The following is a 13,177-nucleotide window of genomic DNA, read 5'->3' on the forward strand; positions in this document are numbered from 1 at the left end:
CGGGCGACGCATGCGCGCGCGTGCGGCCGGACGCGCGGCGCGCTGCCGCGGTGTGCCGCTCGGCGGCGCCGAGCCTGCAATCTAGCAGCTTCGGCGGGTCTTTGGAACAGTGTCGCCGATCTGTCATTCGAATGCGTCGAGTGTGCGTCGAAACCGCGCCGACGGCGCGCAACTGTGCTCCTTCGATGCGGGCGATGCGCTGTGTACCGGAGCGTGCACGCCGCGTGCGGCGGATCGGGATCGCTTCGGAGCGACGAAGGCGCGTGCCGCGCTCGACGCTCGCGAAGCGACGCGCGCGGACGTCGCGGCGCGCGAGCATGGATGCGCGGTCGGTGCGGCGACATCGCTCATCGTCTAAGGTTCGTCGCGACGCCGTTCATTCCCGAGCCGATGTGCACGCGCACGTAGCGACCCGCCCGGCCACCGACGCGCGACGCGCGCGGCCGGCTCGCCCGCATCGCTCGACGTGCTGCGACGCAACGGCGCCGGCCGCGCACGCCGGCCGTGCGTTTCGCGCCCGCGCGCCGCGGGTTTGCGTGCGATGCGGCGTCCTGCTCGCCTGTGCTTTTCGTGAAGGGCGCCGATAATGGCCACGTGAACCGACTTTCCGGGAGTCACGCCATGTCTGAAAACGCATCGTCGTCGTCCGGTCCCGATCTCGCGCAAGGTGTCGCGCTCGGCGATCTCGCGGACGGCGCCATGATCGAAGGTCATGTCGGCGGCGAAGCGGTGCTGCTCGTGCGCCGCGCCGACGAACTGTTTGCGGTCGACGCGAAATGTCCGCACTACGGCGGGCCGCTCGCGCAGGGCGTGCTGGTCGGCGACACGCTGCGCTGCCCGTGGCACCACGCGGCGTTCTGCCTGCGTACCGGCGCGCTGCGCCGCGCGCCGGCGCTCGACGGCGTGCGAACCTGGCGCGTCGAGCGGCGCGACGGCCGCGCGGTCGTGCTCGATGCACGGCCGGCCGCGTCGCCGCCCGTGCTCGACACCGCGAATCTGCCCGAGTCGGTCGTGATCGTCGGCGGCGGCGCGGCCGCGATCGCGGCGGCCGTCACGCTGCGGCACGAAGGCTATCCGCATGCGATCACGCTGCTGAGCGCCGATCGCGATCCGCCGTACGACCGGCCGAACCTGTCGAAGGACTATCTCGCCGGCACCGCGGAACCCGACTGGCTGCCGCTGCGCGCGCCGCCGTTCTATGCGGAGCAGCGCATCGACGTGCGCTGCGGCACGCGCGTCGCGCGCATCGATCCCGCGCAGCGCGCGGTCGAGCTCGCGGACGGCAGCCGCATCGGCTACGGCGCGCTGCTGCTGGCGACCGGCGCCGAGCCGAACCGGCTCGACGTGCCGGGCGCGGATCTGCCGCACGTCTTCACGCTGCGCTCGCGCGCCGACTGCGATGCGCTGATCGGCAAGCTCGCGGCCGCGCGGCGCGTCGTCGTGGTCGGCGCGAGCTTCATCGGGCTCGAAGCGGCGGCTGCGCTGCGCACGCGCGGGCTCGACGTGCACGTCGTCGCGCCCGATGCGCATCCGATGGCGCGCGTGCTCGGCGATGCGCTCGGCGACACGATCCGCGCATTGCACGAGCTGCACGGCGTCGTGTTCCATCTCGGCGCGACGCTCGCGCGGATCGCGCCCGATCGTGTGACGCTGTCGAGCGGCGACGCGCTGCCCGCCGACGTCGTCGTGGTCGGGATCGGCGTGCGTCCGAACGTCGAGCTCGCGCAGCATGCGGGCCTCGCGATCGATCGTGGCGTGAGCGTCGACCGTTTCCTGCAGACGAGCGCGCCGCACGTCTACGCGGCCGGCGACATCGCGCGCTGGCCCGATCCGCTGACCGGCGAGCGCATCCGCGTCGAGCATTGGGTGGTCGCGCAACGGCAGGGAATGGCGGCCGCGCGCAACATGCTCGGCCAGCAGCAGCCGTTCGAAGCGGTGCCGTTCTTCTGGACCCAGCAGTACGACCTGACGATCCGCTACGTCGGACATGCGGAGCACTGGGATCGCGTCGAGATCGACGGCGATCTGCACGCGCACGACGCGTCGATCGCGTACTGGCACGGCGACACGCGGCTCGCGGAAGTCACGATCGGCCGCGATCTCGACGCGTTGAACGCGGAAGCGGCGCTCGAGCGGCAGGTGGCCGCGCGCGTGTGACGGGTGGCGGCTGGCGCGGTTCGACGCGGTTTCCGGCGACACGTTACGGCGACGCGCTGCGCGGCTTCGTCGCGCACGACGGCCGGCCTAACGATGCGCACGCGGATCGCGCGGCGCTAGCGGTCGCGCGCGCATGCGGCGCGCACGATCACGCGGCCCTGATCGATACCGCCGCGCAGCGCTTCGTCGCACGTGAGCCATTCGGGCGTGACGAGTTCCGGCACAGGCAGGTCGACCGGCACGCCATCGCGAAAGATCCGCACGTGCGCGACCCACGCGCCCTGTGCGTTGCGCGTCGCTTCGACGCGAATCTCGTGACCCATGAAGAAGTCGGTTGCTTGCATCGGACAAGGCCTCCGTCGATTTCGGGCAACCGTTCGGCGGCATCGTCCCGCGAACGGCGGGGGCCGCTGAACGCGTCGTCGCGATCGTAGCAGGCCGGCGCGATCGATGCAGGCGGCAACCGGCATTCGCGTCCGGCGCCGTTCGTCGCCGCATTGAGGCAGTGCGGGGCCGCACGCGTGCCGCGATCGCCACCGCATGTCCGCCGCCGTTGCATTGCGGGCGCATCCCTTGCTCGACCCGCCGGACGGTCACGTTGACCGTCCCGCTTTCGACAAGGAGGGTCCGACATGAAAGCAGTCGTATTTCACGGAATCGGCGATATACGCATCGATACGGTTCCCGATCCGGAAGTCGCCGAAGCCACCGACGCGGTCGTGCGTCTGACGGCCAGCGCGATCTGCGGCACCGATCTGCACATGGTGCGCGGCACGCTCGGCGGGATGAAGCCGGGCACGATACTCGGCCACGAAGGCGTCGGCATCGTCGAGGCGGTCGGCCGCGACGTGCGCAACCTGCGCCGCGGCGATCGCGTGCTGATTCCGTCGACGATCGCGTGCGGGCATTGCGCGTACTGCCGCGCGGGCTACACCGCGCAATGCGACGTCGCGAACCCCGGCGGCCCGCGCGCGGGCACCGCGTTCTTTGGCGGTCCGGCGCAGACCGGCCCGTTCGACGGGCTGCAGGCGGAATACGCGCGCACGCCGCTTGCGCATGCCAGCCTGATCCGGCTGCCCGATGAAATCGACGACGATCGCGCGATCCTGATGTCCGACATCTTTCCGACCGGCTACTTCGGCGCGCAGCTCGCGGAAGTGAAGCCGGGCGACACGGTCGCGGTATTCGGCGCGGGGCCGGTCGGCCAGTTCGCGATCGCGAGTGCGAAGCTGATGGGCGCCGGGCGCGTGATCGCGATCGACCGCGTCGCGTCGCGGCTCGAGATGGCATGCGCGCAGGGCGCGGAAGCCGTCGATTTCTCGGAAGACGATCCGGTCGATACGGTGCTGCGGCTGACGGGCGGCATCGGCGTCGATCGCGCGATCGACGCGGTGGGCGTCGACGCAATGCGCGCGACGCACGGTCCGGCCGCTGCCGACGCCGATGCCGCGCGCGCGTTCGATGCGGAAGTCGACGCGGTCGCGCCGCGTCGCCGGCCGGACGGCCGCAACTGGGTGCCGGGCGACGGTCCGTCGCAGGTGCTGCAATGGGCGGTGCGCGCGGTCGCGAAGGCCGGTACGGTGTCCGTGATCGGCGTCTATCCGCAGCAGGCGCGCGTGTTTCCGATCGGCGAGGCGATGAACCGCAACCTGACGATCAAGATGGGCAACTGCAACCACCGGACGATCACGCCGCAGCTGATCGAGCTCGTGCGCAGCGGCGCGTTCGATCCGCTGTCGGTGCTCACGCGCCGCGAGCCGCTGATGAACGCGATCGACGCATACCGCGCGTTCGATCTGCGCGAGCCCGGCTGGATGAAAGTGAAGCTCGAACCGTGACGATGCAGACCCGACAAGGAGCGATGCGATGAGCGATCCCTACGACAACTGCATGGCCGCGTGCGACGCGTGTGCGCACGCTTGCGACGCGTGTACCGCCGGCTGTCTCGCGGAAGCCGACCCGAGCGCGCTTGCGAACTGCATCGCGCTCGACATCGAGTGCGCGCAACTGTGCCGCTACGCGTCCGGCGCGATGGCACGCCGCAGCGTGCTCGCGCCGAGCGTGTGCGCGCTGTGCGCGCAGGCGTGCGAGATGTGTGCGGCCGAGTGCAAGCGGCACGCGCACGAGCATTGCCGCCGCTGCGCGCTCGCGTGCGAAGCGTGCGCGGCGATGTGCCGCGCGATGTCGTGAGCCGTTACGGCCGGTCCTGAAGCGAGCGCGCGACGCGCTGCAGCAGCGCGTCGAGCACGGCCAGCTCGACGGGTTTCACGAGATGATCGTCGAAGCCCGCCTGCAGCGTGCGCTCGCGGTCGGATGCGCTCGCATGGCCGGACAGCGCGACGCATACGGTCGCGGACAGCGCGTCGATCGAGCGCAGCTTCGGCAGCAGCGTGTAGCCGTCGACGTCGGGCATCGACAGATCGACGAGCATCAGATGCGGCGCGTAGTCGCGCGCGAGCGCGAGCGCTTCGTCCGCGCTGTACGCGGCGCGCGGCGCGTGTCCCTTCACCTGCAGCAGGATCGCGAGCGTGTCGGCCGAATCGTGGTTGTCGTCGACGACGACGATCCGCAGCGGCGTGACGGCCGACTGCGGCGCGGGCGCCGCTTTCTCGGGAACCTCGGCCGGCCGTACGCGCGAGATCGGCAGCCGCACCGTGAACGTCGCACCGTGGCCGGGGCCGGCGCTTTCGGCGGCGATCACGCCGCCGTGCAGCTCGACGAACGAACGGCAGATCGCGAGGCCGAGCCCGAAGCCGCCTGCCGCATGCGCGCCGGTGCCGCCCTGCTCGAACAGGTCGAAGATCGTCTCGAGCGCGTCGGGCGCGATGCCGATGCCCTGATCGGCGACGCGGATCGCGATGGCCGGCCCTTCGACGCGCGCGGCGACGGTGATTCTGCCGCCGCGCGGCGAGAACTTCGACGCGTTGTCGAGCAGGTTGTGCAGCACCTGCACGAGCCGCGCTTCGTCGCCGTGCAGCACGACCGGATCGGGCGGCAGATCGATGCTGATGTGCTGCCCGCGCGCGGCGAGCTTCGGCTGCACGCTCTCGACGCCGCGGCACACGAGGTCGCGCACGGTCAGCGGCGCGTTCTCGAGCTCGACCTTGCCGGCCGTGATGCGGCCGACGTCGAGCAGGTCGTCGACGAGCCGCGTGAGCTGACCGACCTGACGATCGACCGCGTCGCGGCACTGCGCGAGCGCGGGGGCCGGATCGGGCAGGCTGTGCAGCACGCCGACCGAATGACGCAGCGGCGCCAGATGGTTGCGCAGTTCATGCGCGAGCATCGCGATGAACACGCTCAACCGGTGCGTCGACGTTTCGAGTTCCTCGAGCCGCTTGCGCTCGGTCATGTCGCGCGTGATCTTGATGAAACCGCGCAGCTCGCCCGAATGGTCGCGCACCGCGGTGATCGTGACGCTCGCCCAGAACAGCGAGCCGTCCTGGCGTACGCGCCAGCCTTCGTCCTCGAAGCGGCCATGTGCGGCCGCCTGCGCGAGTCCGTACGCGGGCCGGCCGGCCGCGACCGCGTCGGGCGGATAGAAGCGCGAGAAATGGCGGCCGACGATTTCGGTCGTGCGATAGCCCTTGATGCGCTCGGCGCCGGCGTTCCACGTCGCGACGTTGCCGTGCGGGTCGAGCATGAAGACGGCGTAGTCGGTGATCGATTCGACCACCGTCTGGAAACGGAATTCGGCGAAGCGGTGGAGCAGGTCCGGCGCGTCGGACGAGCCGAGCGGCGGTATCGGAGCAGGAAAGTGGGCGTCGTGTTTCATCGTCGGAACGGCAGTCAGAGGCGAGCGGCAAACGCCGCTCGGCCGCCGCGGGAACGCCCGGGGCAGCGACGTGGATCGGATTGGCAACCCCGCGAGCATACGGGAACTCAATTCACCTGATCAATGGCTGCGCACGGTCCGTGCCACGCGGGGGCGCCCGGTCCTGACGGTCGAGCGAGCGTCGGGCCGGCGCGGCGCTGGCATGCCGATTGCCTCGCGGTCCGACACGCGCACCGCGGCGGGCGGCGTGCGGCCGGTCCGGCCCCACGTGCGCCGGCCGCCTTACGAGGACATCGACATGAGCACACTGAATCCCGACAACGAACCGGCCGGCCCGGACGACGACAACGCGCAGCGCGGCCGGGACGGCCGCGCGCTGGGGCCGAGCGACTCGTCCGACAGCGGCAGCGATACGGTCGGCGCGCGCCGCCATCCGTTCGACGTCGATTCGCCGCTCGACGAACACGCGCTCGAGCGCGGCGACGCGTCGCTCGACAGCGACACCGATCGCGCGGGCACCGGCGAGCGCGCATCGGCGGACGGCGACTCGACGCTCGAGGACAGCGCCGACATCGAGCCGGACCGCACCGAGCGGCTCAGCGAGCCCGGCCGGACCGACGAGCCCGACGAACCGGCATCCGGCGGCGCGTGACGCGCGCCGCATACCGGCGGCAAACGCACGTACGAAAAAACTGCAACGCGATTGCAGATAGGGCCGCCCGAAGCGGCAACCGGCGCCGCAGCGCGCCTGGCAAACGTTAGCGCCGTCGTGGGCGGCGTTCCGCAGGCGTGTTGCATGGAACGGCGAGCACGAGCGGTTGCGGCGCGCAAGCGGCCGGCGGCCCGACAAGCCGGGCGAAGGCAGGCACGGGGCGCGTGCCCGGCCGGTCGGCACGCGACTTGCGTCCCGCAGCCGGGGCGCGCGTCGCGGCGCGGCATGGGGCTGCGCGCGACGACCGGTGCGACCAAGGAGAGACACGATGCAACGACGATATCCCGGACGGCAGGTCGAACGGAGCGGCCCGCCCGACTGGCAGGAACGCAACGAACGCGCGTACCGGGGCGGCGAGCGCGGCTTCCCTGACGACGCGCCGCTGTGGCCCGAGGAAGGCTACGAATCGGCGTACCGCCGCTTCGCGAGCGAGGACGTTGGACCGGAAGACTGGGGCAGCGAATGGTCCGAACGCTCGGCGCGACCGGCGGCCGAGCAGCGCCGCCCCGGCCCGGACTGGCATGGCGGCCCCGGCGGCCCGCGCCCGGGGAGCTGGGCGGACGAGCGCGGCTACGGCCACGCAGGCCACGCCGGCTACGCGGGCGAACGCGATCAAGGCCGCGAAGGACAGCACCGATATGGCGGCGGGCCCGAGTATCGCGGCGGCCAGCGCACGGGCTGGTCGGGCGGTGAACGCGATTACGGCGACCCGCGCTACGGCGGCGCCGCGCCCGATCTATCACGGTTCGGCCGCGACGACCGGCGCGACGCGATGCGCCACCGGCAGGGCCCGAAAGGCTACACGCGCTCGGACGAACGCATCCGCGAGGACGTCTGCGAGCGGCTCGCGCACGCGCTCGACATCGACGTCAGCGACGTGACGGTGCAGGTGAGCGGCGGCCGCGTCGAGCTGGACGGCACGGTGCCCGAGCGCTGGATGCGGCACGCGGTCGAAGACATCGCCGACGACTGCATGTGCGTGCGCGACGTCGAGAACCGCGTGCGCGTGCGTCGCGACGGCGACCACGACACGGGCACGGTCCTGCATCCCGCGCAGCGCACCGTCACGCCGACGCAGCCGGCCGTGCGCGATCCGGAGCCCGGCACGCCGGGCGGCGAGCGCGAATCGCGCCATTGACCGCCGATGAACGGCACCGACCGACGGCGACCGCGGGCATCGCGCGCATGACGACCGGCACCGACGACAAGCGAACCGACGCGGGCGGCAAGCGCGGCCTGCGGCTCAGGATCGCGGTCGAGCTGTGGCGCTCGATCTGGCATTACCGTGCGCGCGTGCTGGCCGCGATCGCGCTGCTGGTGCTCGCGAAGGCGGCGGCCGTGTCGGTGCCGCTGCTGTTGAAGGACATCGTCGACGATCTCGGCCGCGCGGCCGGCCAGCCGATCGCGCTGCCGGTGCTGCTGCTGTTCGCGTATGCGGTCGTGCGCTTCGCGGCGAACGCGCTGAACGAAGTGCGCGACATGACGTTCGTGCAGGTCACGCAGCACACGGTCGCATCGTTTACCGTGCGCACGTTCGGCCACCTGCATCGGCTCGGCGCGCGGTTCCATTCGCAGCGCGAGACCGGCGGCGTCGTGCGCGACCTCGAAAAGGGCACGGCCGGCATCGGCTACCTGCTCGGCGTCGCGGTGTTTACCGTCGTGCCGACCGCGCTCGAGATCGGCTCGGTGCTCGTGATCGTGATTAGCAAGTACGGCGGCGGCTTCACCGCGATCATCTGCGTGACGTTCGCCGTCTATGCGGCTTACACGATCGTGTTTACGCGGCGACGCATGCGCTATCAGCGGCGCGTGAACGCGCTCGAGGCCGAATCGAATTCGCGCGTGGTCGACAGCCTGCTGAACGTCGATACGGTCAAGTATTTCGCGCGCGAGGACGTCGAGCGCGACCGGCTCGGCCGCGTGCTCGACGCGTGGCGCGAGGCCGGCGTCGACAACCAGTACGCGCTGTCGACGCTGCACATCGGGCAGAGCGCATGCATCGGCGCGGGCATCGCGGCGGTGATGCTGCTCGCCGGCGAGCGCGTGGCCACCGGCGCGATGACGGTCGGCGACCTCGTGCTGATCAACGCGTACATCATTCAGATCAGCCTGCCGCTGAACGCGCTCGGCTTCGTGTTCCGCGAGGCGAACGACGCGATGACGAACATCGAGCGGCTGTTCGCGCTGCTCGATGCGCGCGGCAAGCCGGGCGAGGACGGCGATGCGCCCGGCGCGCAGCCGCTCGTCGTGCGCGGCGGCGCGATCGAGTTCGAGCACGTCGACTTCGGTTACGAGCCGAGCCGGCAGATCCTGTGGGACGTGTCGTTTCGCGTGGAGCCCGGGCAGTCGGTCGCGGTCGTCGGCGGCAGCGGCTCGGGGAAATCGACGCTCGCGCGGCTGCTGTTCCGGCTTTATCAGCCCGATGCGGGCACGATCCGGATCGACGGGCAGGACCTGCGCCTCGTGACCGAGCGCAGCCTGCGCGACGCGCTCGGCATCGTCCCGCAGGACACGATCCTGTTCAACGACACGATCGCGTACAACATCGCGTACGGCAAGCGCGACGCGACGCGCGGCGAAGTGATCGCGGCCGCGCGCAGCGCGCAGCTCGACGCGTTCATCGAGCGGCTGCCCGACGCGTACGACACGCGGGTCGGCGAGCGCGGCGTGCGGCTGTCGGGCGGCGAGCGGCAGCGCGTCGCGATCGCGCGCGCGCTGCTGAAGGCGCCGCCGATCGTCGTGTTCGACGAGGCGACGTCCGCGCTCGACACGCGCTCGGAGCGCGCGATCCAGCAGGAGCTGATGCGCGTCGCCGAACAGCGGACGAGCCTGATCATCGCGCACCGCCTGTCGACGATCGTCGATGCCGACCGCATTCTCGTGATGGAGCACGGCCGGCTCGTCGAACAGGGCACGCACGACGAACTGCTCGAGAACAACGGCGTGTATGCGCAGATGTGGGCGTTGCAGGCGAAGCAGCGCGAACTCGAACGCACGGAGGCGAAGTTCGCGCGGCAGCCGGTGCGGATCAACCCGCTGGTCGCGCACGTGCTCGACAGTCTTGCGGACGCGGCCGCGCAGCGCGGCGTGCCGGTGTTCCGCCATCTGTCCGACGAGGATCTCGTCGTGAAGGCCGATCCGGCCGCGCTGCGCCGCTTCGTGTGGGAGCTGTGCCGCGGCGGGATCGACGTGAGCGGCGGCGGGCAGATCGAAGTGCACACCGCGCGGCACGACCCGGACGCGCGGATCACGATCGTGCTGGCGGGCGTCGACGCGCCCGAGCTGTCGCTGGTCGATCTGGAAAGCCTGCAGGCCGCGATCGAGGAAGCGGGCGGCTACGTCGTGCGCGAACGCGACGATGCGGGCGTGACGCTGCACCTGTCGTTGCCGATGTACGCGGTCGCGCCGGCGTCGCTCGACGCGGCGGCCGCCGCGTCGGACGGCGGCGCGAAGCCGCTCGACGGTCTGCGGATCGCATGCGTCGACGATCACGACGAGGCGCGCGAGGCGCTGACCGCGTTGCTGAAGGTGGCCGGCGCCGACGTGACGGCGTTCGCGTCGGGCAGCGCGCTGCTCGACGATCTGTGGCGCACGCGCCGCGCGGACTGGCCGGCGCTGCTCGTGTGCGACATCGATCTCGGCGACGACGAGGACGACGGCTACACGGTGATGCAGCGCGTGCGCCAGCTCGATGCCGCGCGCGACCGCGAAGGCCGCGCGCCGCTCGAGGCGCTCGCGCTGTCCGGCCATGCGCGCGACCGCGACCGCACACGCGCGGTCGAAGCCGGTTTCCATGCATATCTGACCAAGCCCGCAGCCGCGGCAGACCTGATCGCGGCGCTGCGTGCGCTCGCGTTTTCCTCCGGAGAGACCCATGCCGAACCTTCTGAACCCGACACCCGAAGCACTGACCGAGCGTCGCGGCGGTAGCGCGTTCGCCGACCGCCAGGCGGCGATCGCGGCCGTCGAACTGCTGCTGCCGACGTTGTCGGCCGCGCTGCAGAGCGACTTCGTCGGCGACAGCGGCTGCCTGCACATCGTGATCATGGATCCGGCGCTCGGCCCGCGCGACGCCGCGTTCGAGGACGCGATCCTGTACGAGTTCTCGCTGCCGGATCCGAAGGACTGGGACGCCGACTATCGCGCGTATGCGCGCGCGAAGGCGCGGCTGTCGTGGGAAACGGGCCGCGACGGCCACGTCGTGCAGGCGCTCGAGCCGTATCGGCTGCGGGCGGGCGACACGAACCTGTGGGGCGCGGTCGCGCTGAACGGCATCGTCGTCGGCGTGTCGGGCGCGCAGCCGTGGTTCGACGAGGCATTTGCCGGCTGTATCGCGCACTGCCTGCGCGCGCTCGCGAAGCACCGCGCGCAGTCGACGCCGGACGCGCTCGCGATCTGACGCCGCCGCCGGGCACGTTTTTACAGCAGCTTATAAAAAAGCTACCGATCGCGCGGCGACGCGCGACACGGTGCGGCCAGCGGCGGACGGGCACGCTTTTCGCTGTACCCGATGTAGGACGCTTGTCACGACAAGTGTTGTCGTCAGGACATTCAGACGCTCTTACAGGAGGTGCATGTGAACGGGACCCACGATCCAGCCCAACTGCCGCTCGCCGGCCGGACCGCGCTTGTCACCGGCGGAGGCCGCGGCCTCGGCGAAGCCATCTGCGAGGAACTCGCGCGTCACGGCGCGCACGTCGTCGTCGCGGATCTCGACGGCGACCGCGCGGCCACCGTCGCGCAGCGTCTCGAGCGGCACGGCGGCAAGGCGGTCGGCCGGCCGCTCGACGTGCGCAACGAGACGTCGGTGCTGCAGGTCGTGCACGACGCGCGCGAAGCGCTCGGCGATCTCGACGTGATCGTCAACAACGCGGCGATCGACGTGACCGCGCCGATCGACGACGTGAGCGTCGACGCATGGCAGCAGGTGATGATGACGAACCTGTTCGGCCCGTACCTGATGTGCCATGCGGCCGTGCCGATGATGAAGGCGCGCGGCGGCGGACATATCGTCAACATCGCGTCGACCGCATCGAAGCGCGCGTGGCCGAACGCATCCGCGTATCACGCGACGAAGTGGGGGCTGCTCGGCCTGTCGCATGCGCTGCATGCGGAACTGCGCCCGGCCGGCGTGTGCGTGTCGGCGATCGTCGCCGGCGGGATGCGCACGCCGTTCCTGCTCGACCGCTTCCCGGACATCGACGAGGACACGCTGCAGCCGCCCGAGAACGTCGCCGCGGCCGTGCGCTTCGTGCTCACGCAGCCGCCGGGCACCGTCGTGCCGGAGGTGATGGTGCTGCCGATGAAGGAGACGTCATGGCCCTGAAGCGACCACCGGAGCCGCGCGGCGCGGTGCTGCTCGACAAGGACGGCACGCTGCTCGAGAACGTGCCGTACAACGTCGATCCGGCACGGATGCGCCTGGCGCCGGGCGCCGAGCGTGCGCTGCGCACGCTCGGCGCGACCGGCATGCCGATCGCGGTCGTATCGAATCAGGCGGGCGTCGCGCTCGGCCGCTTCGCCGAACATGAGCTTGGCGCGGTCCGCCAGCGTCTGGCCGAACTGTTCGAACAGAACGGTGCGGCGCTGGCGGATTTTTTTTACTGCCCGCATCACCCCGAGGGCAGCGTGCCGCGCTACACGTGCGACTGCGTGTGCCGCAAGCCGCGGCCCGGGATGCTGCGCCGCGCGCTGGCCGCGCTCGGCGCGGCTGCCGAATGGAGCTGGATGATCGGCGACATTCTCGACGACGTCGAAGCGGGCCGCGCCGCGCGCTGCAACACGATCCTCGTCGACTGCGGCAACGAGACCGAATGGCGAATCGATGCGGCGCGCACGCCGCATCACGTCGTCGACCGTCTCGATCTCGCGGCCGACATCGTCATGCGCGAAACCGTGCGCCGGCACGACGCGTGGGTGCGGCAATGAGCGCCGCCTGGGATCGTGCGCGGCGCATCCTGTGCGTGCGGCTCGACAGCCTCGGCGACGTGCTGATGACGACGCCGGCGATGCGCGCGCTGAAGGAGAGCGGCGACGGCCGCAGCATCACGCTGCTGACGTCGCGCACCGGCGCCGCGCTCGCGAAGCATCTGCCGATGGTCGACGACGTGTGGACGTACGACGCGCCGTGGGTCAAGCATCCGGACGTGCGCGGCGACCCGGTCGTCGATCTCGACATGATCGACCGGCTGCTCGCGGGCCGCTTCGATGCGGCGGTGATCTTCACCGTGTACAGCCAGTGCCCGCTGCCGGCGGCGATGATGTGCTGGCTCGCCGGCATTCCGCTGCGGCTCGCGCATTGCCGCGAGAACCCGTATCAGCTGCTGACCGACCGCGTGCCGGAGACCGAGCCCGACACGCAGATCCGTCACGAGGTCGCGCGCCAGCTCGCGCTGGTGCGCACGGTCGGCGCGAAGACGTCGGACTGGCGGATGGCGTTCGAGCCCGGCGACGCGGCGCGCCGCGCGGTGCATGCGCGGCTGCAGGCCGCGCTGCGACGCTTCAGCGGCCCGCGGCGGCCGGGCGCCGGCCCC

Annotated in this window: 13 protein-coding genes; 10 read left to right on the forward strand and 3 right to left on the reverse strand. The window is 71.3% G+C overall.

Features of this window, described 5'->3' with window-relative positions; genetic code table 11:
- Window positions 1-319, reverse strand: a 319-nt coding sequence (locus tag BUB20358_RS28095; protein WP_217456739.1) for a hypothetical protein, incomplete at its 3' end; no start/stop codon positions are given.
- A 302-nt stretch (window positions 320-621) separates the two neighbouring features.
- Between BUB20358_RS28095 and BUB20358_RS26675 the strand changes: the two genes are divergently transcribed.
- Complete coding sequence (locus BUB20358_RS26675; RefSeq protein WP_035975970.1) at window positions 622-2,157, forward strand: FAD-dependent oxidoreductase; 1,536 nt, start codon at window positions 622-624, stop codon at window positions 2,155-2,157.
- Window positions 2,158-2,273: 116 nt separating this feature from the next.
- Here BUB20358_RS26675 and BUB20358_RS26680 read toward each other — a convergent pair whose 3' ends face one another.
- Window positions 2,274-2,501, reverse strand: coding sequence for a DUF6566 family protein (locus BUB20358_RS26680; RefSeq protein WP_006767476.1), 228 nt, complete (start codon window positions 2,499-2,501; stop codon window positions 2,274-2,276).
- A gap of 288 nt (window positions 2,502-2,789) precedes the next feature.
- Here BUB20358_RS26680 and BUB20358_RS26685 point away from each other — a divergent pair, with 288 nt between their 5' ends.
- Window positions 2,790-3,995 carry a zinc-dependent alcohol dehydrogenase gene (locus BUB20358_RS26685; protein WP_006767475.1) on the forward strand — a complete coding sequence of 402 codons (1,206 nt, stop codon included), beginning with the start codon at window positions 2,790-2,792 and terminating at the stop codon, window positions 3,993-3,995.
- A 28-nt stretch (window positions 3,996-4,023) separates the two neighbouring features.
- Window positions 4,024-4,347, forward strand: a complete 324-nt coding sequence (locus BUB20358_RS26690; RefSeq protein WP_035975968.1) for a four-helix bundle copper-binding protein — start codon at window positions 4,024-4,026, stop codon at window positions 4,345-4,347.
- 4 nt (window positions 4,348-4,351) lie between these two features.
- Here the strand turns inward: BUB20358_RS26690 and BUB20358_RS26695 are convergent, their stop codons facing one another.
- Entirely contained in the window at window positions 4,352-5,932 is a 1,581-nt protein-coding gene (locus BUB20358_RS26695) for a hybrid sensor histidine kinase/response regulator (protein WP_035975965.1), read from the reverse strand.
- Between the two features lie 298 nt (window positions 5,933-6,230).
- On the opposite strand from BUB20358_RS26695, the gene BUB20358_RS26700 reads away from it, so the two are divergent.
- The 7 genes from BUB20358_RS26700 to BUB20358_RS26730 all read left to right on the forward strand — a co-directional run.
- Window positions 6,231-6,584 carry a hypothetical protein gene (locus tag BUB20358_RS26700; protein ID WP_035976252.1) on the forward strand — a complete coding sequence of 118 codons (354 nt, stop codon included), beginning with the start codon at window positions 6,231-6,233 and terminating at the stop codon, window positions 6,582-6,584.
- Window positions 6,585-6,912: 328 nt separating this feature from the next.
- A complete protein-coding gene (locus BUB20358_RS26705; protein WP_035975961.1) occupies window positions 6,913-7,782 on the forward strand; it encodes a BON domain-containing protein in 870 nt (289 codons plus the stop codon).
- Window positions 7,783-7,829: 47 nt separating this feature from the next.
- Entirely contained in the window at window positions 7,830-10,574 is a 2,745-nt protein-coding gene (locus tag BUB20358_RS26710) for an ABC transporter transmembrane domain-containing protein (protein ID WP_035976249.1), read from the forward strand.
- The gene (locus tag BUB20358_RS26715) at window positions 10,519-11,043 is read left to right on the forward strand and encodes a hypothetical protein (protein WP_035975958.1); all 525 of its coding nucleotides are present in this window, start codon (window positions 10,519-10,521) and stop codon (window positions 11,041-11,043) included. Before BUB20358_RS26710 ends, BUB20358_RS26715 begins: the two co-directional genes overlap by 56 nt.
- A gap of 177 nt (window positions 11,044-11,220) precedes the next feature.
- A complete protein-coding gene (locus BUB20358_RS26720) occupies window positions 11,221-11,970 on the forward strand; it encodes an SDR family oxidoreductase (protein ID WP_035975957.1) in 750 nt (249 codons plus the stop codon).
- The gene (locus BUB20358_RS26725; protein ID WP_035975956.1) at window positions 11,961-12,572 is read left to right on the forward strand and encodes a D-glycero-alpha-D-manno-heptose-1,7-bisphosphate 7-phosphatase; all 612 of its coding nucleotides are present in this window, start codon (window positions 11,961-11,963) and stop codon (window positions 12,570-12,572) included. Before BUB20358_RS26720 ends, BUB20358_RS26725 begins: the two co-directional genes overlap by 10 nt.
- Window positions 12,569-13,177, forward strand: a 609-nt coding sequence (locus tag BUB20358_RS26730) for a glycosyltransferase family 9 protein (protein WP_367646485.1), incomplete at its 3' end; no start/stop codon positions are given. The genes BUB20358_RS26725 and BUB20358_RS26730, both read left to right, overlap by 4 nt.

It is taken from the genome of Burkholderia dolosa, from assembly GCF_902499135.1.
In the GTDB taxonomy this organism is placed as follows: domain Bacteria; phylum Pseudomonadota; class Gammaproteobacteria; order Burkholderiales; family Burkholderiaceae; genus Burkholderia; species Burkholderia dolosa.